Annotated in this window: 23 protein-coding genes; 12 read left to right on the plus strand and 11 right to left on the minus strand. The window is 59.9% G+C overall.

Annotated elements, in window-relative coordinates:
* Positions 1 to 60 precede the first annotated feature (60 nt).
* From VJU77_14310 to VJU77_14320, 3 genes are read left to right on the plus strand one after another with little or no spacing between them, the layout of a single operon-like run.
* Positions 61 to 1,233 carry a hypothetical protein gene (locus VJU77_14310; protein ID HKP04521.1) on the plus strand — a complete coding sequence of 391 codons (1,173 nt, stop codon included), beginning with the start codon at positions 61 to 63 and terminating at the stop codon, positions 1,231 to 1,233.
* On the plus strand, positions 1,230 to 1,775 hold the full coding sequence (locus VJU77_14315; protein ID HKP04522.1) for a hypothetical protein: 546 nt from the start codon (positions 1,230 to 1,232) through the stop codon (positions 1,773 to 1,775). The genes VJU77_14310 and VJU77_14315 overlap by 4 nt, the downstream gene beginning before the upstream one ends.
* A 60-nt stretch (positions 1,776 to 1,835) precedes the next feature.
* Positions 1,836 to 2,489 carry a hypothetical protein gene (locus tag VJU77_14320; GenBank protein HKP04523.1) on the plus strand — a complete coding sequence of 218 codons (654 nt, stop codon included), beginning with the start codon at positions 1,836 to 1,838 and terminating at the stop codon, positions 2,487 to 2,489.
* 3 nt (positions 2,490 to 2,492) lie between these two features.
* On the opposite strand, the gene gspG (VJU77_14325) is transcribed toward VJU77_14320, so the two are convergent.
* The 5 genes from gspG (VJU77_14325) to VJU77_14345 all read right to left on the minus strand — a co-directional run bounded on the left by gspG (VJU77_14325) (position 2,493) and on the right by VJU77_14345 (position 6,560).
* Positions 2,493 to 2,918, minus strand: a complete 426-nt coding sequence (gene gspG / locus VJU77_14325) for a type II secretion system major pseudopilin GspG (protein HKP04524.1) — start codon at positions 2,916 to 2,918, stop codon at positions 2,493 to 2,495.
* A gap of 208 nt (positions 2,919 to 3,126) precedes the next feature.
* Positions 3,127 to 3,552 (minus strand): type II secretion system major pseudopilin GspG, encoded by a 426-nt coding sequence (gspG, locus tag VJU77_14330; GenBank protein ID HKP04525.1) that lies wholly within the window; start codon positions 3,550 to 3,552, stop codon positions 3,127 to 3,129.
* Between the two features lie 207 nt (positions 3,553 to 3,759).
* Positions 3,760 to 4,176, minus strand: coding sequence for a type II secretion system major pseudopilin GspG (gene gspG / locus VJU77_14335; protein ID HKP04526.1), 417 nt, complete (start codon positions 4,174 to 4,176; stop codon positions 3,760 to 3,762).
* 5 nt (positions 4,177 to 4,181) lie between these two features.
* On the minus strand, positions 4,182 to 5,246 hold the full coding sequence (locus VJU77_14340) for a hypothetical protein (protein HKP04527.1): 1,065 nt from the start codon (positions 5,244 to 5,246) through the stop codon (positions 4,182 to 4,184).
* Between the two features lie 18 nt (positions 5,247 to 5,264).
* Positions 5,265 to 6,560, minus strand: a complete 1,296-nt coding sequence (locus VJU77_14345; GenBank protein HKP04528.1) for a type II secretion system F family protein — start codon at positions 6,558 to 6,560, stop codon at positions 5,265 to 5,267.
* A 156-nt stretch (positions 6,561 to 6,716) separates the two neighbouring features.
* Between VJU77_14345 and VJU77_14350 the strand changes: the two genes are divergently transcribed.
* From VJU77_14350 to cutA, 5 genes are all read left to right on the plus strand, one after another.
* A complete protein-coding gene (locus VJU77_14350) occupies positions 6,717 to 7,178 on the plus strand; it encodes a hypothetical protein (protein ID HKP04529.1) in 462 nt (153 codons plus the stop codon).
* 94 nt (positions 7,179 to 7,272) lie between these two features.
* A complete protein-coding gene (locus VJU77_14355; protein HKP04530.1) occupies positions 7,273 to 8,064 on the plus strand; it encodes an energy transducer TonB in 792 nt (263 codons plus the stop codon).
* 4 nt (positions 8,065 to 8,068) lie between these two features.
* The gene (locus VJU77_14360; GenBank protein HKP04531.1) at positions 8,069 to 8,650 is read left to right on the plus strand and encodes a DNA-3-methyladenine glycosylase; all 582 of its coding nucleotides are present in this window, start codon (positions 8,069 to 8,071) and stop codon (positions 8,648 to 8,650) included.
* A 28-nt stretch (positions 8,651 to 8,678) separates the two neighbouring features.
* A complete protein-coding gene (gene mnmA / locus VJU77_14365; protein HKP04532.1) occupies positions 8,679 to 9,788 on the plus strand; it encodes a tRNA 2-thiouridine(34) synthase MnmA in 1,110 nt (369 codons plus the stop codon).
* 4 nt (positions 9,789 to 9,792) lie between these two features.
* Positions 9,793 to 10,119 (plus strand): divalent-cation tolerance protein CutA, encoded by a 327-nt coding sequence (cutA, locus tag VJU77_14370; protein HKP04533.1) that lies wholly within the window; start codon positions 9,793 to 9,795, stop codon positions 10,117 to 10,119.
* On the opposite strand, the gene VJU77_14375 is transcribed toward cutA, so the two are convergent.
* From VJU77_14375 to acs, 4 genes are read right to left on the minus strand one after another with little or no spacing between them, the layout of a single operon-like run.
* Positions 10,116 to 10,616, minus strand: coding sequence for a hypothetical protein (locus VJU77_14375; protein HKP04534.1), 501 nt, complete (start codon positions 10,614 to 10,616; stop codon positions 10,116 to 10,118). The two genes, cutA and VJU77_14375, sit on opposite strands and share 4 nt — an antisense overlap.
* Positions 10,613 to 11,263 carry a M15 family metallopeptidase gene (locus tag VJU77_14380; protein ID HKP04535.1) on the minus strand — a complete coding sequence of 217 codons (651 nt, stop codon included), beginning with the start codon at positions 11,261 to 11,263 and terminating at the stop codon, positions 10,613 to 10,615. Before VJU77_14380 ends, VJU77_14375 begins: the two co-directional genes overlap by 4 nt.
* Before the next feature lie 21 nt (positions 11,264 to 11,284).
* The gene (locus VJU77_14385) at positions 11,285 to 13,156 is read right to left on the minus strand and encodes a hypothetical protein (protein HKP04536.1); all 1,872 of its coding nucleotides are present in this window, start codon (positions 13,154 to 13,156) and stop codon (positions 11,285 to 11,287) included.
* Between the two features lie 51 nt (positions 13,157 to 13,207).
* Positions 13,208 to 15,157 carry an acetate--CoA ligase gene (acs, locus tag VJU77_14390; protein ID HKP04537.1) on the minus strand — a complete coding sequence of 650 codons (1,950 nt, stop codon included), beginning with the start codon at positions 15,155 to 15,157 and terminating at the stop codon, positions 13,208 to 13,210.
* A 398-nt stretch (positions 15,158 to 15,555) separates the two neighbouring features.
* Between acs and VJU77_14395 the strand changes: the two genes are divergently transcribed.
* On the plus strand, positions 15,556 to 15,765 hold the full coding sequence (locus tag VJU77_14395) for a dodecin (protein ID HKP04538.1): 210 nt from the start codon (positions 15,556 to 15,558) through the stop codon (positions 15,763 to 15,765).
* Positions 15,766 to 15,853: 88 nt separating this feature from the next.
* On the opposite strand, the gene VJU77_14400 is transcribed toward VJU77_14395, so the two are convergent.
* A complete protein-coding gene (locus tag VJU77_14400) occupies positions 15,854 to 16,138 on the minus strand; it encodes a hypothetical protein (GenBank protein HKP04539.1) in 285 nt (94 codons plus the stop codon).
* 356 nt (positions 16,139 to 16,494) lie between these two features.
* Positions 16,495 to 17,403: a class I SAM-dependent methyltransferase gene (locus VJU77_14405; protein HKP04540.1), complete on the minus strand. Its 909-nt coding sequence runs from the start codon at positions 17,401 to 17,403 to the stop codon at positions 16,495 to 16,497.
* Between the two features lie 100 nt (positions 17,404 to 17,503).
* Between VJU77_14405 and thrB the strand changes: the two genes are divergently transcribed.
* The 3 genes from thrB (at position 17,504) to VJU77_14420 (ending at position 20,073) form a co-directional block, all read left to right on the plus strand.
* Entirely contained in the window at positions 17,504 to 18,430 is a 927-nt protein-coding gene (gene thrB, locus VJU77_14410; GenBank protein ID HKP04541.1) for a homoserine kinase, read from the plus strand.
* Positions 18,414 to 19,604 carry a tetraacyldisaccharide 4'-kinase gene (gene lpxK / locus VJU77_14415; protein ID HKP04542.1) on the plus strand — a complete coding sequence of 397 codons (1,191 nt, stop codon included), beginning with the start codon at positions 18,414 to 18,416 and terminating at the stop codon, positions 19,602 to 19,604. Before thrB ends, lpxK begins: the two co-directional genes overlap by 17 nt.
* 88 nt (positions 19,605 to 19,692) lie before the next feature.
* Positions 19,693 to 20,073, plus strand: a complete 381-nt coding sequence (locus VJU77_14420) for a hypothetical protein (protein ID HKP04543.1) — start codon at positions 19,693 to 19,695, stop codon at positions 20,071 to 20,073.
* Positions 20,074 to 20,146: the final 73 nt, after the last annotated feature.

The raw sequence follows: 20,146 nt of genomic DNA on the forward strand, positions 1-20,146 counted from the left end.
GAGACGGAAGTAAAACGCAGTTACCTGATTCCGGCCGCGGGGGGCTGGGACCTGGTGCGCATGGCGCAACACAACGGCGCCTGGGAAGTGCGCGGTGTGGCGTCTCTCGACGAGGCGGCGGAACTGCTGCGTCCGGGCGACGACATCGTGCTCGCGCTCCCCCTGGACCTCGTCCTGGCGCAACGCCTCCAGCTGCCCACCACCGATCCCTCGGAGTTCGTCGAGATGGTCCGGATCCAGGTCGAAAAAGCGATGCCGTACTCGACGGATGAAATGACGACCGATTCGGAAATCATTTCCCAGAGCGAAACCGGCAGTGTCATTTCCGCCGTGGCGGTGCACAATGAGAAACTAAACCAGCTCGCCGCGCCTCTGCTTTCCCGAGGGCTGATTCCACGGCAGGTCACGGTTTACGCGGTGCATCGAGCGGCCACCCACGCGCCGCAGGGGACCTCCCTCCTGATTTATCCGGAAAGTGATTCCATCGTTTGCGCCATCGCGGAGGAAGGCAAATTGAGTTTCACCTCCACTCTCGATGCGGCCGACCCCCTCCAACTCCAGCGCGATTTGCCGCAACTCGCCCTGAGCGCGGAGCTACAGGGCATCAACACTTCCGCGCCGCGAATTCTCCTCGCGGAAAGTTTATTCGAACTGCGCGACACCGTGGAGGGCATTTTCGCCATGCCGTCCGAATTGATCGCGATCGAGGCGCCGCCGGCCGAAACGAAGCTGAACCTTCTTCCCGAGAGCTGGCGGCAACGCCGTGCTCAACTCGTCAGGCAAAAGGATTGGCGAAAACGCCTCCTCATCCTCGCTGGCGCGTATGCCGGCGTGCTTCTCCTTTTCTTGGCCTATCTCGTTTATCTCCGGGTGCAGATTCGACAGTTGAATAAGCGGATCTCGCGCGATGCGCCCCGCACGGAATTTGTCAAGACAACGGAAGCCCGATGGAAGGCGCTCGCCCCGGCGATCGACCCACGCTATTACCCGATCGAAGTCATTCTCCATCTCTTCGATAGCCTGCCCTCCGCGGACGTTCGAATTACCGTTTTCAACCAATCGGCCAAGCAAATCTCAGTGGATGGGGAAGCGAACTCGGCGGCGCTGGCCTACCAGTTTGCCGAAAAAGTAAAGAAGAACCCGGATCTGCAGGCGTTTCAGTTCGAGCTGGGCGCGCCCCGACTCCTGCCTAACGACCACGCCCAGTTTCGCCTGGAGGGAAAACCGAAATGATGCCCGCCTGGTACCACCGGATGAACCGACGGGAGCGCTTTCTGGCCGCGATCGTGGCCGGGACCGTCTTTTTTCTCCTTAATCTCTACGTTTGGGGCAAACTTTTCAGCTCGCTCGACGCCGCCCGCGCGGAGCTGGCCGAGCAAAAAGCGACCCGCAAAGCCCAGGAGGTTTATATCAAGGAGCGCGACCTGTGGAACACTCGGTCGGAATGGCTCAAGGCTCATCAGCCGGTTCTGAAAGGGCCGGGAGAAGCCTCTACTCTTCTCGACCAGATCAAAGGTGTGGCCAGCAAGCACAATGTGCTGATTGAAAACCCGGCCATCGGCACCAGCGACGCCACGCCGGATCGCCAGTCGGTTTTCGCTTCCATCGACACCAAGAGTCCCTGGCCGCCGCTCCTCCATTTCCTCTACGACGTTCAGCAGCCGGAATCGTTCGTGGTTTTTGAAAACGTGACTCTTAACATCGACCCCTCCGATCCGACGATGATGCGCGGGAAATTCAAGATTGCGCGCTGGTTTGCGCCGGCCGGAAAATAAGGATATTCGAACGGTGCGCCTTCCCTTGTTGTCCCAAACTGAAGTAACAGAATGAGAATTATGAAGACCAGGACCGTTCTTCTCGTGCTCGCGGGCACCATGCCGTTGCGCTTCCTCGCGGCGGACGATGTCCCGAAGCCGTTCACCTTCGCGCGTTACCAGGCGATGCTGGATCGATCACCCTTTGCCGTGGCGACGGCGGTGGTGGCGCCGGTGGTCGCGCCGAATTTTGCCAAGGACCTTTACATTGCCAATGCGGCCCATTCCGCTGATGGCGACATGGTCACGCTCGCCTCGAACGCGGACAAGAATTTCAAAAAATACCTGACGACCAACCAGACCGAAGAGGGCTACACGATCACCAACATCGAATGGTCGGACAAAGTGGGTGCGACCAAGGTGACGATCACGAAGGATGGGCAGACCGCGACTCTGTCGTTTAATGAAGCCCTCCTTCACGCGCCGGTGGCCACCGGTGGGCAGAATCCAAACCCGGCCAAGGCGGCGATCGAGCAGCAACAGGTCCCGCCGCCGCCGGGCGTTCCACTTCAGCCGGTTGTGCCGGGCGTGACTGTGCCCCAGGCGGTCCAGCCGCCAGCCAGTTTCCAGAAACCAGCCCCGGTGCCGATGCTGCCGTCGCCGCCGCCGCGGGTGCGAGGCGTTATTCCACGCAATCCCGCCGCGGCGAAAGACCCGGGCGCTGAGCCGGAGTAAATCCTAGCCGCCCCAGTCGTCGTCGGCCGTATCGGCTTTCCGGTCCCGTCCAGCCGAATAGAGATCGTATCCTGTGGAGTTCTTGCGGCCGGGAGAGAGATAAATGTAATTGTTGCCCCACGGATCTCTCGGAATTTCCTTGAAGAGCTGATGCCAACGCTGAGGCTTGGGATCGCTGGAAGGCTGCGTAACGAGAGCTTGCAGACCTTGTTCGGTCGTGGGTGGATAGCCGTTCAAGCTTTCGTAAAGCTTTAGTTGCGTGCCAATCGACTGAATGTCGGCTTGGACTGCCACTGACGTGGCCACGTCCCTGGTCCCAACTATCTTGCTAATCGCCACTCCCAAAAGAACGACGATGATGCTGATCACCAGCATGATTTCCAACAGAGTAAACGCGCTCTGTGGACCTAGGAGCACTGGTTTTTTCATTTGCTCAGTTAGACACAATCTCGAAATCGTGTGTCAGAGCTGCGTGCGAAGACTGTAAAAGATATCTCATCTTTCAACCGAACCTGGGTAGCGCGGACGGCAGAGAGATTAGGGCCGATGTTGCCCACGCCGCCTCCACGCGTGCGAGGCGTGATTCCACGCAATCCCTCCGCGGCAAGGACGCGCCGGGCGCGGAGCCGGAGTAAGCTTAGCCGCCCCAGTCGTCGTCGGCGCTATCCGCCTTGCGATCTGGTCCGGCTGAATAAAGATCGTATGAGGTAGAGTTCCGCCGGCCGGGAGAGAGATAGATATAGTTATTTCCCCAGGGATCTTTCGGAATTTCCTTGAAGAGCTGATACCACCGCTGTGGTTTCGGGTCGGTGGAAGGTTGAGTCACGAGAGCCTGGAGTCCCTGCTCGGTGGACGGTGCGTATCCATTCATGCTTTCGTAAAGCTTTAGCTGCGTGCCAATCGCCTGGATGTCCGCTTTCACGGCCACACCCTTGGCCATTCCCGTGGTATTACCGAGCTTGTTGATCGCCACGCCCAAAAGAATGACGATGATACTAATCACCAGCATGATTTCCAACAGAGTGAACGCGCTCTGTCGACCGAGGAGCATTGGCTTTTTCATATGCGTAGTTAGGCACGATGTTCGAAATCGTGTGTCAGAGCGGTGTGCGAAGACTGTAAAAGAAATCTCATCTTCAACCGAATCTGGATAGCGCGGCCGGCAGAGATTAGGGCCGATGTTGCCCACGCTGCCTCCACGCGTGCGAGGCGCTATTCCACGCAATTCCTCCGCAGCGAAGAACGCGCCGGGCGCGGAGCCGGAGTAAGCCTAGTTGCCCCAGTCGTCGTCGGCGGTATCCGCCCGGCGATCTGGTCCGGCCGAATAAAGATCGTATGAGGTCGGGTTCCGCCGGCCGGGAGAGAGATAAATATAGTTATTTCCCCAGGGATCTTTCGGAATCTCTTTGAAGAGTTGATACCACCGCTGCGGTTTCGGGTCGGTGGAAGGTTGGGTCACGAGAGCCTGCAGTCCCTGCTCGGTGGTCGGCGCGTATCCATTCATGCTTTCGTAAAGCTTTAGCTGTGTGCCAATCGCCTGGATGTCCGCCTTTACGGCCACGCCCTTGGCCATTCCCGTGGTATTACCGAGCTTGTTGATCGCTACTCCCAAAAGAATGACGATGATGCTGATCACCAGCATGATTTCCAACAGGGTGAACGCGCTTTGGCGATGGTTTGTTCTCATGGCGATTAACGATCAGTCTGGAGCTGATAATCTGTTTTATCCCAGAGATATTTCAATTGAATCTGGGTCGCGCGGATGGCCGAAATGGGCGTCCCAGCGCCGCCAATGATGAGGAGATCGTTCGTTCCCACCTTCAAGTTACTGGCCGGCACCAGCTTTTGGGCGCGGAGCCAGCCGGTGTATTGAAAGCTCATGCCGCGGATGAGCGACTGGGTCATCCCACGATATCCAGGATCGGCCAGCTCCGGCAGAGTGATGGCAACCGCCCCGAGACTTTCGCCATTGAGGAAAACTTCGGGCGGCGAAGCAATATTGGGGCTCGCCACTTCGAACGTGAGCAGCGCCATGAGCGGTTCCGATTCGAGGCCGAATTGAAACGCTGCGCCTTGGGAAACGCTCGCGCCGATCCGGATCGTTTCATCCGCCAGCGACGCAGTCACGGTGCCGAATTTTTCCGAATCATGTTCCGCCGGATGGAGCGGGGCCATCGTGGAGAAAGGCTCGGGAATCAGGTCGCGGTGTTCGGCGCTAACCGGGTGGAGCACTTCCGCATTCGCCATCCAATCCATGTAGGCGCCGCGGATCGTTTTCCCATCTCCCGGAACTTCCAGGTCGATCGTGGAGACGCCCACCATCGGCACCATGAGACTTTCCGAAGTGGAGAGGCCGGTGCCTCCACCGAGCTGGCCGGATTGCACTACGATCGTGCCCAATTCATTCCAGGCGATTAGACGCGGTTGTTGCTCGGCGTTGTCGTCGAAAAACAAACGGAAAAATAGCATCTGGAGGTCAGGACTCGGGTGATCGAGGCGGATGCGGAAAATGGTCTTCTCGGGAAGCCCGGGAGTTTTGTCCCCGGGAACGAGCGAAACCGACTCGACCCAATCCGGGGTCGATTGCGGCTTGGAATTGGCCGCCGGGATTTGGCGAAGATCAAGCCAGGCGCTCTCGACATTTTTGCCGGAAGTCTTCGGGGTATCCCTGGAGAGCCTTCCGACCAGCACGTCCTGGCCGCGAGTCGAGACGACCGCGCAGAGAAAAAGGAAGAACGCAGCGGTCCGATTTAGCATTTACGGTCGGAGAGTAACTCAGTGCGGTTGAAACTGCAAACTATGTGTCATCTCGAACACCGCCGAGAGGATACTGTAAACCACGAATCCGACCACAATCGCGATGAGCACGATAATAACGGGCGGGACCAGGGCCGAGATGGTCTTGACCGTGCGGTCCAGCTCCCGCTCGTAAACGTCAGCGATAGTTTGCATGGTCTGCGCGAAATGGCCCGTCTGTTCGCCCACCGCCATCATGTCGGTGAACAATTCCGGGAAAAGTCGCTCCTCGCTCAGGGCGGTCGAGAGCGTCGCACCATCGATGACGGCGCGCCGGACATCCGCGATCTTTTTTTCCAGATAACGGTTACCCGCGATCTCGCTCACGAGATCGATTGCCTTCAGCAACGGGACGCCATTTTCCATCAGGGTTCCCATGGTTCGCGAGAACTGGGCGTAATACCGGTGACGGATCACTCGCCCGTAACCCGGGATCATCAGGCGAAAGCGGTCCCAGCCGGTTCGCCCCTCGTCCGTGCGGACGAACGCGCGAAAGCCGATCATCACGCCCAGGACCGCCAGGAGACCGAGCCACCAGTAGGCGGTGATGAAATGATTCGCGCCCAACAGGATCCTTGTGGGCAAAGGCAGAGTGCCGCCGTTCTGCGACATGAAGCCGACCAGTTGCGGCACCATGAAGGTGATGAAGACCGTGATCAGGCCCGCGCCCGCCAGGGCAAGAAACGCCGGATAAATCAGCGCTTGCTGGACGCGGTCCCGCAGATTCTTCGACTGCATCAGGTGCTCGACGAGGCGGGTAAGAATGTCCGGCAACGCGCCGCTCGCTTCGCCCGCCGCGACGAGATTCACATAGATCGCCGGAAAGATGCGGGGAAAATCGCGCAACGCCTGGGAAAAACTACGCCCGTCCACCAGGGCCTGGTGCAAAGAGTGGGTCATCGCCTGCACGCGTGGCTGTTTCAGGCGTTTCTCGAGGACCGATAGCCCTTCGTCCAGGGTCATGCCCGCCTTCAGCAAATGTCCGAGCTGCTCGGTGAAAATGAGCAACTGGCTGTGGGGAATTTTTAGCTTCTGGGATGGGGTCGCGGGAACGGCCGGCGCCGCGGTTGTCGCCGGAGCCGCGACTGCTTTTGTCGCTGCCCCGTTTTTCCCGCTCTTCGCTGCAGGCGGCTCGCTGGCTACGGCATCGATCCGCACCGGGACGTAGTGAAGCTGTTCGATTTGCCGGATGGCGAAGGCGCGATCGGGACAATCCAGGACGCCTTCAACGAGGCCCCCCTGCGCATTCCGAGCGCGATACGAAAACTGCGGCATGCGGGGAAACTACCTTGCAGTCTCACGGTCGTCTAGTTCGGACCGGCCGAGGGCGGCCTTCGCTCAGTAATCATGGGAACCGAGAGTTTTTCCTGTCCGGGAAGCCGGTTGTAGCGTAAATTGTCTGACCGCTGTTGCCCCGCTTGGTGGCCGCCCATGAACGCTCCCTTTCATCACCGCCGAACGTTCTTCCTGGCCGCGTTCATCGCGGGCTGGGGATTTTGGTCGTGGGCCGTGGCGCAACAGCCTGCCGCTGCTCCACCCCCGCCGGCGGAAGCCAAATCGCAGCGCCCAAGAGTGAAGCCGCAGGTCATTTATCATCTTCCGCCTGCTTCGAATTATGCGGCGGCCCTGCATTCCCAGGCCAAAACCCAGCGCGACACTATCCCAGTCGATAACAGCATGCCTACGTCTCGCGGCGCTGCCAATGAAGCCGCGGCGAATGCGCCGCCAGAGGTGGGCGCCGGTCCCCGGCCCAAGACAAATTCAGCGCCGGTCGCGCCCGCGCGCGTCATGAAACCGCGGTCCCATTCGCCGGGACCGTCCCTGCGCCACAAGCCGGCCAGCAAGGGACATGGCCACGGCAATGGGCACGGAAACAAATCGCACCACAAGTAGGTAACGTCGGGGAAGCCTTGTCGGCCCCGCGGGTAAGCGGGTCATTTTCAAAATGACCTTGCGAAAGAACCGGCATCGCGTTGCGTAGGCAGTCATGCTTCGAATCCCTTTAACTTTCGCGACGGCTTTGCTCGCGTGCGGAAATCTCCTGGCCGCCGAAGTCCAGGTTCAGGTCAAACCGGCGGCCAGCCCATCCCCGACGGGGTCGCCCAAATCGCAATCGCCGACTCCATCAGCGCAAACGCCTCAATATCGGCCCGCGCTTCTCGGGATCGGGCCGACGGCTGTGATCAACCGCATCGACACCGCAGGCCTGATCAAGGATGGGCAAAAGGACGCGTCGGTTTCGTTTTGCTGCTCCGTCAGCTCTCTCGGAGAGATCATGCACTCCTGGACATATCGCGGGACTCCGGAATCCAAATTACTCGAGCGCGAATTGGTGAGATGCCTCGACCGGTCCTCCTTCATCCCCGCCGTTTACGAGCAACACCCCGTCAACGTTCTCTTTTTCGGCACGGTCATCTTCAAGGTCGTAAACGGAAAACCGCGCCTGCGCATTTTCGCGAACCAGGAGACGGAAGAGTTGAAAAAGGAGAGCGACTTCATCGGGCCCCAGCCGTTTATCGGACCGGGTTCCAAGTTCGAAGGATTGCATTATCCCAACGACAGTTTGACGTCCGAGCTGAGCGGCATCGTCGAGCTGGCCGTGAAAGTGGACGCCGCCGGAAACCTGAAGGACCTGCGAATTGTTTCCGAGGATCCTCCGTTGGTGGGCTTCCGGCGGGCGGCGGCGGAAGACTTCCGGGTCGCGCGCTTCATTCCCGCATTTCGCGACGGGAAACCGGTCGAGTGCAGCGTCACCCTGCCGGTTTATTACGAACCGTAGCGGCGTGCCGAAAGCTGCCTTCTTGCCGTGCTCGTTCTTCGAGCGCGATCCACTGCTCTGTGCCCGTGAACTCGTCGGCACGGAATTGGTCTGGGGAAGATGCTCCGGCATTATCGTCGAGACGGAGGCGTATCTGACGCTGCATGACGAGGCCTGCCACACCTTTACCCGGCCGAGCACGCGCGCTTTCGTCGAGCGCAATCTACCCGGGGCGGTTTACATTTATTTCAACTACGGCGTCCATTGGATGCTTAACTTGCTCGTCAAGGGCGGGGAACGCAGCGGCCTCGTTTTAATCCGGGCGCTCGAACCGCGGTGCGGCCTGGCCCTGATGAAAAAGCGCCGCGGAGTGGAAGAGATCCGGCGGCTTTGCTCGGGCCCGGGAAAGCTGACCCAGGCTCTGGAAATTACGAACCGGCATCACGAGATGAGCATCTGCGCGGGGCCGCGCCATTGCCTGCTGCCGCGCGCCGGGAAGGTTTCCGTGGTGGCCGACCCGCGCATTGGCATCAGCCGCTCGAAGGACTTTCCCTGGCGGTTTACCCTCGCCGGCAGCGAGTTCGTGAGCCGCCCTGTTCGCGCATAGGTTCTATTTGGCCTATAAGTCCTATTCGATGAAAACACGCGTCCTCCTTGGCATGAGCGGCGGCGTCGATTCCAGTGTCGCGGGCTACCTTCTCCGCGAGCAGGGATACGACGTCGTGGGCGTTACCATGAAGGTCTGGCCCCAGGATTGCATCTCGCGCGCCGAGGACAAATGCTGTGGCCCCCAGGCCGTCGCCGACGCGCGGAACGTGGCCCACTCGTTAGGCATTCCTCATTACGTGGTGGATGAGGCCGATCAATTCGAACGGCTCGTGATCGATTATTTCTCCAGCGAATACCAGGCGGGCCGCACCCCGAATCCGTGCGTGATGTGCAACGAGAAACTCAAATTCGGAAATCTTTGGAAGAAAGCCGAAGCGCTCGGCTGCGATTATATTGGCACCGGACATTACGCGATTATTGAGCATCATCCGGATCGCGCGGTTTTGCGAAAGGGCGCCGATTCGCGGAAAGACCAGTCCTACTTCCTTTTTAGTCTGCGCCAGGCCCAGCTCCGGCGGGCTCTCACGCCCCTGGGCGGAATGTCGAAGCCGGCCATTCGGGAAATTGCGCGTTCGTTAGGCTTGAAGGTGGCGGATAAGGTGGACAGCCAGGAGATCTGCTTCGTGCCGGGCAACGACTACAAGGCATTTCTCCGGTCGCACCTCGGCGCGGAGGAATTTCACCCCGGCGCAATCTACGATCTCGAGGGAAATTTCCTGGGCGAACATGGGGGGATCGAGATGTTCACCATCGGTCAGCGGAAAGGTTTGCCCGGCGGCTCGGCCCAGCCGCGTTATGTGGTCGATCTCGATCCGGCAACGAACCGCGTCATCGTCGGCGCCGCGGAAGATCTTGTCTCGGACGACTTCGAAATCGACCGGGTGAACTGGATCGGTGATCTAAAGGCGGCTGGCTCCAGCCGCAACCCAAACAGTTTCGAAGCGACGGTGAAGATTCGCTACAGCCATCCCGGCACCCGCGCGACGGTGACACCGCTGGAGGGTGGGCGCGTCCGCGTTCAGTTGCACGAACCGCAGAAGGCGGTCACTCCCGGTCAGGCCGCCGTAATTTATGACGGCGATATCGTCGTGGGAGGCGGCTGGATTTGCCGGGCGGCGGCGCTTCAGCCGGCCTGAGTCAATGGGCACGGCGACTCTCCTGGCCCTGAGCACGTTTCCGGACGTCGAGACCGCGCGCCGCATCGCCGGGCAATTGGTGGCCGAAAATTTCGCGGCCTGCGCGAACATTATTCCGGCGATCGATTCAATCTATCGCTGGCAGGGCAAGCTGGAGCAGGGGAGGGAAGCGCTCGCTTTCTTCAAGACCACCGAAGTCCGTTATGCGGCGTTTCAGGAGAAACTGAAGTCGCTCCACCCCTACGATGTCCCCGAGATCGTCTGCCTCGATATTCGTAATGGCCTGCCGGAATACCTCCGGTGGGTCAGCGAGAATACCGAAGCAACTTAAGGCGACTCGGCGGTCTTCGGCGGAGGGCCGTTTCGAAATTCGCGATGCCGAATTTTCCCGCCGGCCGAGGCAATGTAAACGCCCGCGCCTAACGACACCAGGGCGAGCGCTACCGTCGCCCAGACCAGTGGCTGCGCCGTCCGCGGCCACTTTTTCGGAACAAAAATCGCCGCGGCTGAGAGCAGGGCGAGCGCGTAAAAGACGTAGACCAGGCTGTCCGCGCGCTGCGCATGCGCCTTGAGCCAGGCGGCCCCGTCCTCATCGGCCATCACCTGGACCGAATCTTCGGCAGCTTCCCCATAATGAGCGACTGGCCAGGCCGAAGCGCCACAGGCGAACACAAGGACGAGCGCGGTCACCTGGCCGCCTCGGGTGCCGAGATAGAGCGCGGCGATCAGGCCAAACAACGCGATGGCCAATCCGTAAACCGGGAGAGGATTGAGCAGGACGTGCAGATATTCCGGTTGCCGGACTGCCAGCGCGAGAGTCTCGATCATGGCCGGGCCGTGCTTGCCTGATTCTGGAATTTGAGATCGGGAACGTGCGGATATTTCTTCCAGTCCGGCGCGGCGAAATGCCACCACTCGGTTCGCATCCCATAGAAGCCACCGTGGGCCATCGCTTTTTGCAGGAGTTTCAAGTTGGCGCGGACGGCCGGATCGCGACCCTGGTAAATCATCAGGGCAGCCGGCGTGAAATTGTCGAACCCGGTCGGCATCGGAAGTTCACGGCCTGCCCGATCCACCAGGGTGGCGTCCACCGCCGCGCCGCGAGTGTGCATCGAGCCAATGCCCTCGTTCGGGTCGGCGACAAACGACCGGTTATGGGTCGCCTTCCAGAGTTCGGTCTGGATCGACTCCGGCCGGTAGGCGTCCCAGATCTTGAGGCCGAATCCCTTTGCCTGCAGATATTTTTGCACAACCACGAGACGTTGGGCAACGCCCGACCGGACCAGGGCCGGCGTTCCAGGAGGATAAAGCGGCCGGCGAGCGACATTGTTTGCGGTCGCGTAGTGCAGATCGATCGCGATGGAGCGATCGACCTGATGAATGTCAACGAACTCGCTCTCATCCGCCGGCGGAGCCTGGCCGTTTCCCAGGAAGGACCACCACGCAGCCAGCACCAACATTCCGAGCGTGATCATGGCAGCGTCTGCGAAGCGGCCTCAGTTTCCCGCCATCGAGGGGACGGAATTGGTCCTGGCGAAGCGCTGCAGAATCAGGCGCGCGCTGTTCTCCGGAACATCGAAACGCATCTGGACATCGGTCCCCTGCACATCCACTTCCGGCGGTTGCACGTAAAAGAGCTGATCGGAATCCTGGAGACGAAGAAAACGCTGCGGCTCATTTCGGATTCGGGCGGCCAATTCAGTCGCCGCCTGCGCCGATTTTGCTTTTAGAATCAGGCGCGCCTTCACCGGGTTCTGCAGCGTCATGGAGAGGCCGAGAAGATCGACCCCCGCCAGCATCTCATCCTGGAAAACGAGCGGGAACATCTTCGACAGCTTTGTCGGTTCGTTCGAGACGAGACGAAGCGCATTGCCTTCCTTCAACGACTGAAAGCGGTCGAAGAGGGGACCAGTGATTTTCAAGTCGGGATCGATTCCCAAACGGACCCGGGCCAGCGACGCCACTTCGCGTTCGGTTCCCACCGCCAGCGTTTTCGGTCCCACGCGGGCCAGGGCAAAATCCGGATGCAACCACATCGGTAGCCCGGTGATCGTGCGACGCTCGAACGATTTGTCCTTCTCGATGGAACTAATGACGCGGGAAACATCGCCGCGAGCCTCGACCAAGACATATTCACGCGTCGATCCGTTGTCGCTCGTGGACATGGCTCGCGTGACCCGGACGGCATCGCGCGGCAGGTTCAGGACCGGGGTGCGCTGGGCGTCGGCCAGGAGACCAGCCCAGACACTTTGCCATTCCGTGCTCTGGTCTTTGCGCCAGCGTCTCGGCAAATCGTCCCGTTCGAGTTGTTCGAGGTTCACGGACAAAATCGCTTCCGTTCCTAGAGGAAGCCATTCGCGCTTCTGCGGTGATTGGAAGACAAGGACGAGAATGATGGCGACCAGCACCACCACGGACAGGCCGGCGAAATAAAATTTCCGCAGCTCCTGTTTGTCGATCTGGCTGGAAAGAACCGCGAGCTCCGCGGTGTGCTGAGAATGACGATCGACCGCCGCGCGGTGCTTTTGCACTTCCGCCAGCAAATGGGGCGCGTTGGGCGGCGCGATTCCCTGCGAAGCAAGATGCCGCCCGATGTTCAGGTAGGCGGGATTTTTCTTCTCCTCGACGGTTTCATGAAGACCGCGCGCCTCTTTCAACGCATCCTGCTGGGCGCGGCTGCTTTCATTCAGGACCCGGTCTCGCGCTTCAAATTCCTCGCGCACCCGCGCGATGTTTTTGTCCATCGCCGCCAACGCCCCGTCCTGCTCGGCCAGTTTTTCCCGGGCGATCCGGCAGGCTTCCGCGCTTCCCATCCGCGCGCGGGTAACTTCCGCCTTTTCTTCGGGCAACCGGACCCGGCGCGCGCTGATCGAGGCCATTTGCGCGTCGAGGTCGTCGGGAGGAGGCGTCTGGGCCTGTAATTCGGCCAGCTTTTTCAACAGGTCCCGGTCCGCCGCATCGTTCTCCTGAAGTCGCCGTTCCACCCCCTGCAATTCGCGATCGCAAAGGTCCGCCGCGGACTTCGCCGAATTCCGCTTCTCGAGGACCGGTTTTTTTTCCTCCTCCAGTTTGGCCAGGGCCTGGTTTTGCTCTTTCGCGTTGTGTTCCCGCTGCAATTCAATCTGGCGGATGCCTTCCTCGATCCGTGCAATCCGGAGCGCGACTTCCTTCTGCTCCTGCTCGAGTTTCTTGAGCGCCACGATCTCACTCCGGACTTCCGGGAAATTCACCGCCTGCGAACAGCCTTCCCGGCCCAGGTTGATTTCGCTTTTTTGGAGCAGGCGCTTTTCGTGGCGCAACGCCATCCGCGTCTTCTGCCGGCGGATCTTCAACCCGATCTCCCGGAGGCCTGTTCGAATGAAACTCACGGGGTAACGCTAATCGAACTCAGCTTTTGACAAAGGTTTTCCTTGGCCTCGCTATTCCTCTTCGGCGGCCAGCTTGGCCAGGACGCTGAGATCTTCCAGCGTGGTCGTGTCCCCCGTCACGCTTTTCCCGCTGGCAATCTCTTTCAGCAGACGGCGCATGATCTTGCCGCTCCGCGTCTTGGGCAGCGCCTCGGCGAATCGGATTTCGTCCGGCTTCGCGATCGCCCCGATATGGCGGCCAACGTGTTCGCGGAGTTCCGCCTTGAGCGAATTGCTCACGGTCACGTTCCCTTTCACGGTCACGAACGCCACCACGCTCTGGCCCTTCAAGTCGTCGGGGCGCCCCACCACGGCCGCTTCCGCCACATTCTCATGGCTTACCAGGGCGCTCTCGATTTCAGACGTGCCGAGCCGATGGCCGGCCACGTTCAGGACATCGTCGATTCGGCCCACGATCCAAAAATAGCCATCCTTGTCGCGGCGGGCTCCGTCTCCGGTGAAGTAACTCCCTTTGAATTCGCTCCAGTATTGTTTTTTGTAACGCTCCTTGTCGCCGTAAATCGTTCGCAGCATCGAAGGCCATGGTTTGCGAATAATCAGCTTCCCGCCGACATCCGGCCCCACTTCTTTCCCGCGCTCATCGACAATCGCTGCATCCACCCCAAAGAAAGGCAGCGTCGCGCTCCCCGGCTTGGTCGGGATTGCTCCCGGGATGGGCGTGATCATCATCGAGCCGGTCTCCGTCTGCCACCAGGTGTCGACGATCGGGCAACGATCGCCGCCCACCACCTTGCGATACCACATCCAGGCCTCGGGATTGATCGGCTCGCCCACCGATCCGAGAAGGCGGAGCGAGGAGAGATCATGCTTCATGACCCAATGATCGCCCCAGCGAATAACGGCCCGGATCGCGGTCGGCGCCGTGTAGAGAATGTTGACCCCGTATTCCTCGATGATCCGCCACAAACGGTCTGCTTCCGGCCAGTTCGGTGCGCCTTCATACATCAGGGTCGTCGCCCCATTGGCGAGCGGACCGTAGACAACATAGCTGTGCCCCGTCACCCAGCCGATGTCGGCCGTGCACCAATAAAGATCGTCTTCGCGCAGATCGAAGACATATTTCATCGTCGAATAAATCTGCACGAGATACCCGCCAGTCGTGTGGAGAATGCCTTTCGGTTTTCCGGTCGAGCCGCTCGTATAAAGAATGTAAAGGGGATGCTCGCTATCGAGCGCAGCGGGCGGGCAATTGGCGTCCACATATTCCAGCTCGCGATGCCACCAGACGTCCCGGCCTTCCTCGATATGGATATCGTTGCCGGCCCGGCGAAACACGATCACGCGTTTGATCGTGGTCTCGCCGCGGAGCGCGTCGTCCACGTTCTTTTTCAAGGGAACAATCGAGCCGCGCCGATACCCACCATCCGCCGTGATAACGGCTGTCGCGCCGCAGTCGGCGATCCGGTCCCGAATGCTGTCCGCGCTAAAACCGCCGAACACCACAGAGTGAACCGCGCCGATCCGGGTGCAGGCCAGCATCGCGATCGCCGCCTCCGGAATCGTGGGCATGTAAATGATGACGCGGTCGCCTTTGCGAATGTTGTTTCGCTTGAGCACGTTCGCGAACCGGCAGACATCGCGATGCAGCTGCTGATAGGTCAGCGCGCGTTTGTCGCCCGGCTCGCCTTCCCACAGGATCGCAACCTTGTTCCTTTTCGAACCGGAAAGATGGCGGTCGAGACAATTCTCCGAAAGGTTCAGCTTTCCGCCCACAAACCATTGCGCGAACGGCGCCTTCCATTTCAGGACGGTCTTCCAGCGCTTCTGCCAAACCAGCTCGTTCGCTTCGCGCGTCCAGAATTTCGCGGGGCTCTTTATCGATTCGCGATACATGCGCCGGTATTTCTCCAGGCTTTTGATCCGCGCGGCTTTCGCGAAAGCTTTCGAAGGTTTGAAAACCCGTTTCTCGATCAAATGCGATTCGATGTTGTTGTCGCCCATTTGCCTCAAGAGGCTAGCGATCCTGATGGTTCCCTCAATTCAAAGTTACGCGACCATCGAATCGGAGAGATCGGCGCACCAAACAGAGGAGTATTTCGCTCTCCGTCGCCCCTCCGGGGCTTGTCGCGATTTTCACGTATCCCCCGGAGTTCCGCTTCGCTTCACTCCGGGCTTTACTCCGTCGTCCCTTCGGGACTGGCAGAGAGCGAGCGTCACGGCAATGAACAGTAGCGCCGAAGGCGCGTCGGAATAGAGCCCGGAGTGAAGCGAAGCGGAACTCCGGGGGTTTAGGGATAATCGGAACGAACCCCGGAGGGGTGACGGACGCGACCCGTAATAAGGGTCGAGTCGCCTACAATTGATTTGTGTTGGTCAGCTCCGCGCCCAAGAGTGCTTTCATGAGCGATCACGTTTACAAAAAGATTGAGCTCGTCGGTTCGTCACCGGCCAGCATCGAAGAAGCGGTGGCGAATGCCCTGAGCCGAGCCCAAAAAACCATTCGCAACATGCGCTGGTTTGAGGTCACCGAAATGCGCGGGCAAATCGAGGACGGCAAGGTCAATCATTGGCAGGTGACCGTTAAAGTCGGGTTCACCTTGGATAAATAAGATTGGGGGCAGGTGACAGGTGACGTGTGACTCGGCAGTGACGAGTTAGCCTGTCTTCATCACGTCACTAGTCACTCGTCACTCGTCACTATCCCTCGTCGCTCTGGGTAGCCTGGTAAAGCTTCGTGGCTCCGTAGGCCAGGATCGCCGGCTTAAAGGCAATCATCGCTAACCGCACAAATCCTCCGAGAATTCGGCCAATCGGCAACCGATTGAGGATGAATCCAGCCAGGACCGCGTAAGCGATCGATCGCGTGGGATTCTCCCGAACGTATTCTTCGGTCTGCCCGAGAATCTGCTCGAACTGATCCTTGGTGTAGCGGAGTCCGCGCTCGGCAACGTCTCCTGAGGTTGCTGAAAACTGTTCGTCCATGGTACTTAACTATCGAATTCCGCCGCGTTGTCGCGTGTTTTAATATCTCTCCTGCTCGTGATCATGATCACGAGTCGTGACGCACCGGACGCGTATAGGCGCCGCACGGCGGGATCGAGAGTTTGAGGCGCCGGAGGCGCGTCGGATTAGAGCCGGGAGTGAAGCGGAGCGAACTCCCGGAACACGTCGCAAAAACCTAAACCCCGGAGGGGTGACGGAATCGTGCGTTTTGGTTACGTCGCTGTTTCCGTCGGCCCTTGTCAGGGGCTGATCTGGGTTGGGGGAATCGCCACCCGGAGTTCCGCTTCGCTTCACTCCGGGCTTTATTTCCGACGCCCCGTTGGGGCTGGCCATATTCACCTCAGCGTCAACCAAACCGTAGCGGCGCCTGCATGCGCCGGAAAATCGGGCAGGGGAGGTTCGTGATGAAAATTTCCCGCGCGGCGGGTCGCTTTCAAGCAGAAGCGTCCCATCACTTCGAGCGCGCGCTCCCGGAGCGTCGAGCAATTGGTCGAAAGCAGGATCTTCGCGTTTCGTTCGGCAACCTCGAGGGCGGCCAGCAGCAGGCGTTCGAAATCCTGCTCCACCTGAAACGCCTTTCCCTTATGGGAGCGCGAGAAGGTCGGCGGATCGAGAATGATGACGTCGAACTTCTCGCCTTTTCGCGCCAAACGCGGCAGGACCGCCATGACGTCATCCGCCAGGAAGCGGTGGTCGTTCGTCGGCAGAGAATTCAGCGCGAAATTCTCCCGGCCGCGCGCGAGAGATTTCTTGGATAAATCGACGCTTATCGTTTTTGCCCCGACCGTCGCCGCCGCGACCGAGAACGAACAAGTGTAGGCAAAGCAATTGAGCAGCGAGCTCGGCGCCAGCTCCCGCACAAAGCGGCGGTTCTCCCGTTGATCGATAAAGAGGCCCACCGAATACCCCGCGCCGAAATCGATCGCGTAGCTCAGGGTTCTTTCCATGGCCGTGCTTTGGAGGTTCGCGCCCGGATCGCCCAGGATGAGGGTCGGCGCTTCCCGGTCCGCGTTTTTCTTCGGGAGAAACCGGGCAAAAACCCGGCGAAAACCAAAGTCGACGTTGAGCGCCCAGAGACAGAGTTCGGTCTTGAGCCGCTCGAGGGCCGCCTCGGTTTTGTACGAGATAAGGACATCGACGCCAAATCGTTCCACCCATCCATCGGGGTAGGTGCAAAGCCGGATCGCGTCGGTCTGCTGCGAGATGAAATCCCGGTGGAGATCAGGGTCGATCCATTCGGACATTTTCACGGTAAAGGAGCGGACAGAGACAATCTCAATACGTGATTCGCTTGTCAGGGCGCTTTTGCGTCCGTCTCTTGCCCGTCAGGCGCGGGAGGTTACAATGGCATCGCGCTTTGCCCTTTGGATCGCCTTAATCATGCAACAGGTCACCGTCCGCGTCCCGGCGAGCACATCCAACCTCGGACCCGGCTTCGACTGCCTGGGTATCGCCCTCCGCCTTTACAATAACGTGACCGTCTCGCGCGACGAGGGCGGGCCGCCTCAAGCGATCGTGGGGTCCGCCGCGAGTTCGTTTTTTAAGCGGGCCGGAACGAGGCCGTTCCCGTTCTCCTGTTCGATTGCCGGCGAAATCCCGCAGTCCCGGGGCTTGGGGAGCAGCGCGGCGGTTCGCATCGGAGTCCTCCTCGGCTTGAACGAGCTCGCGAATCGACCTCTCGAGCGTCGTGATCTTTTTGAGCTCTGCGCCGGGCTCGAAGGTCACCCCGACAACGCCGCGCCCGCCTGCTACGGAGGTTTCAATGTCGTGCGTCGCCTTGAACGCCAGATGTTTACCGTCTCTGCCCAGCTCCATTTCGTCCTCCTCGTCCCCAATTTCGAGATCGCCACGGCCGACGCCCGGCGCCTCCTGCCTGCGCGGATCGAACTTCTGCATGCCGTCGAGAATGCGCGCAACGCCTGCGCCATTACCGCCGCTTTCGCCTCCCGCGATTACCATTCACTTCGGGGCGCGTTCGCCGACCATCTCCACCAGCCGTTCCGAAAAACGCTGATCCCGTTCCTCGATGTTGTCATTGGCGCCGCAGAATCCGCCGGCGCGCTTGGCGCCTTTCTCAGCGGCTCCGGTTCCACCATCTGCGCCATCACCCTTCGTTCGCCTGAAAAAATCGCCCATGAGATGAAAGCCGCCGCCAATTCCCGCGGAGCCCAAACCATCCTCACCACCGCCGACAACCGCGGCGCCCGCGTCCTCAAAAATCGAAATTCGAAAATCGAAATTCGAAAATCTTCCAATGGGCCAGCGCGCTGAAAATCTCGAGCAGTTTGCCATCGACGTTATCCTGGAGCGTCGCCACGGCGTGCGGGCCGCGCTCCTCCGGGCGCTGCTTTACTTCCTCTCCTTTATTTATGAGCGGATCGTCCAGATGCGCCTGTTTCTTTATCGGCGGCGGATCCTGCGGGAACACACTCTCGGGTGCCTGGTCATCAGCATCGGGAACCTGACGGTGGGAGGGACCGGCAAGACTCCGATCGTCGAAAAATTTGCCCGTGCCCTGCGGGCCGGCGGGCGGCGGGTCGCAATCTTAAGCCGCGGTTACAAGAGTGTGCCGCGGCGCGCCCCGCGAAAATGGTGGCAGCGGTTGCGCCGAAGAGAGCCGTTGCCGCCGCGAATTGTTTCGGATGGAAAGGCGCTCCTGCTCGACTCGCTGACCGCGGGTGACGAGCCCTACATGCTGGCGAAAAATCTCAAGGATGTCGTCGTCCTGGTGGACAAGGATCGCGTGAAGAGCGGGCTGTTTGCTATCAAGGAACTCAAGGCGGACACGCTTCTTCTCGATGATGGCCTCCAATATCTCCACCTGAAACATCGCCTCGACATCGTCCTCATCGATCGCCAGGCGCCTTTTGGAAACGAGCATCTACTCCCGCGGGGCACGCTCCGGGAGCCGCCCCGCAATTTGCGGCGGGCGAGTTACATATTTATCACCAAGAGCACCGGCGAGCCTAACGACGAGTTGATCAAACGGATCCGGCGTTACAATCGCACCGCCGAAATCATCGAATGCGCCCACCAGCCGCTCCATCTCCAGGACGTCCTGACCGGCGAACAGATCCCGCTCGAGCGTCTCCGGAACACGTATATCGGGTCGATTTGCGGTATCGCCGCGCCCGAGAGCTTCGAAGAAGGGCTGCGCAAACTCGGGGCGCGCCTTGAACTTTCGAAGCGCTACACTGACCACCATCGTTACACCGATGCGGAGTTGAACAGCTTCATTAACCGCTGCGTCCGCCGCGATCTCGAAATGATCGTGACCACCGAGAAAGACGCGGTCCGTTTCCCGCGCCTCGGGAAGGTGGACGTGCCAATTTATTTTCTGCGCGTCGAGATCGAAATCCTGAGCGGCCACGAAAGCTGGGAGCATTGCGTCGCCCGGATCTGCCGGCCCCAGCCGATGCTCTCGCCCGAGCGCTTCTTCGCGTGAGGTAGCAACGGCGCTCTGTCGCCGTAAACACGCTGCAGCTAATCAACACCACTGGACGAAGACACGGTGCCGTCGCTACAATGAGATCATGGAAATCGCGGTCCAGAAACTCACCGCCCTCTTCTTCCTGGTCACCGGTCTTTCCCACATCCTGCAACCGCGCGTCTGGGTTCAATTCTTCATCATGCTCCGCGAGAAAGGGGAGGTCGGCAGTTTCCTGAACGCCTTTCTTCATTTTCCGCTGGGCGCCTTCATCGTGGCTTTTCACAACATCTGGCACGGACTCCCCGGCACCATCGTCACCCTCATCGGCTGGGGACTGACCATCAAAGGCACGATCTACTTCCTTTTCCCTCGCTGGGGCGTTCGCATGCTGGGGGTCGTTTCGATGGAGCGCTCCTGGCAGTTCGTGGTGGCCGGCATATTCAGTGTGGCCCTCGCCATCTGGATTTTGCTGGTCCATTGGTAACTAACCTTGGAGACGGCCTGCCCCCAGGCAGTTGAGCGGAGGCTTGAATCCACGGTCTCCCTCTCCGGCACGA

This window comes from Chthoniobacterales bacterium (assembly GCA_035274845.1).
Lineage (GTDB): Bacteria > Verrucomicrobiota > Verrucomicrobiia > Chthoniobacterales > UBA10450 > AV80.

Excerpts from the sequence above, each read along its gene's own strand:
- gspG (HKP04524.1), bottom strand. The coding sequence starts at position 2,918 with ATGAAAAAACCAGTGCTCCTAGGTCCACAGAGCGCGTTTACTCTGTTG.
- VJU77_14350 (HKP04529.1), top strand. The coding sequence starts at position 6,717 with ATGAACGCTCCCTTTCATCACCGCCGAACGTTCTTCCTGGCCGCGTTC.
- VJU77_14340 (HKP04527.1), bottom strand. The coding sequence starts at position 5,246 with ATGCTAAATCGGACCGCTGCGTTCTTCCTTTTTCTCTGCGCGGTCGTC.
- gspG (HKP04526.1), bottom strand. The coding sequence starts at position 4,176 with ATGAGAACAAACCATCGCCAAAGCGCGTTCACCCTGTTGGAAATCATG.
- cutA (HKP04533.1), top strand. The coding sequence starts at position 9,793 with ATGGGCACGGCGACTCTCCTGGCCCTGAGCACGTTTCCGGACGTCGAG.
- VJU77_14375 (HKP04534.1), bottom strand. The coding sequence starts at position 10,616 with ATGATCGAGACTCTCGCGCTGGCAGTCCGGCAACCGGAATATCTGCAC.
- thrB (HKP04541.1), top strand. The coding sequence starts at position 17,504 with ATGGCATCGCGCTTTGCCCTTTGGATCGCCTTAATCATGCAACAGGTC.
- acs (HKP04537.1), bottom strand. The coding sequence starts at position 15,157 with ATGGGCGACAACAACATCGAATCGCATTTGATCGAGAAACGGGTTTTC.
- VJU77_14315 (HKP04522.1), top strand. The coding sequence starts at position 1,230 with ATGATGCCCGCCTGGTACCACCGGATGAACCGACGGGAGCGCTTTCTG.
- VJU77_14420 (HKP04543.1), top strand. The coding sequence starts at position 19,693 with ATGGAAATCGCGGTCCAGAAACTCACCGCCCTCTTCTTCCTGGTCACC.
- VJU77_14380 (HKP04535.1), bottom strand. The coding sequence starts at position 11,263 with ATGATCACGCTCGGAATGTTGGTGCTGGCTGCGTGGTGGTCCTTCCTG.
- gspG (HKP04525.1), bottom strand. The coding sequence starts at position 3,552 with ATGAAAAAGCCAATGCTCCTCGGTCGACAGAGCGCGTTCACTCTGTTG.
- VJU77_14395 (HKP04538.1), top strand. The coding sequence starts at position 15,556 with ATGAGCGATCACGTTTACAAAAAGATTGAGCTCGTCGGTTCGTCACCG.
- mnmA (HKP04532.1), top strand. The coding sequence starts at position 8,679 with ATGAAAACACGCGTCCTCCTTGGCATGAGCGGCGGCGTCGATTCCAGT.
- lpxK (HKP04542.1), top strand. The coding sequence starts at position 18,414 with ATGGGCCAGCGCGCTGAAAATCTCGAGCAGTTTGCCATCGACGTTATC.
- VJU77_14320 (HKP04523.1), top strand. The coding sequence starts at position 1,836 with ATGAAGACCAGGACCGTTCTTCTCGTGCTCGCGGGCACCATGCCGTTG.
- VJU77_14345 (HKP04528.1), bottom strand. The coding sequence starts at position 6,560 with ATGCCGCAGTTTTCGTATCGCGCTCGGAATGCGCAGGGGGGCCTCGTT.
- VJU77_14355 (HKP04530.1), top strand. The coding sequence starts at position 7,273 with ATGCTTCGAATCCCTTTAACTTTCGCGACGGCTTTGCTCGCGTGCGGA.
- VJU77_14405 (HKP04540.1), bottom strand. The coding sequence starts at position 17,403 with ATGTCCGAATGGATCGACCCTGATCTCCACCGGGATTTCATCTCGCAG.
- VJU77_14310 (HKP04521.1), top strand. The coding sequence starts at position 61 with ATGGCGCAACACAACGGCGCCTGGGAAGTGCGCGGTGTGGCGTCTCTC.
- VJU77_14400 (HKP04539.1), bottom strand. The coding sequence starts at position 16,138 with ATGGACGAACAGTTTTCAGCAACCTCAGGAGACGTTGCCGAGCGCGGA.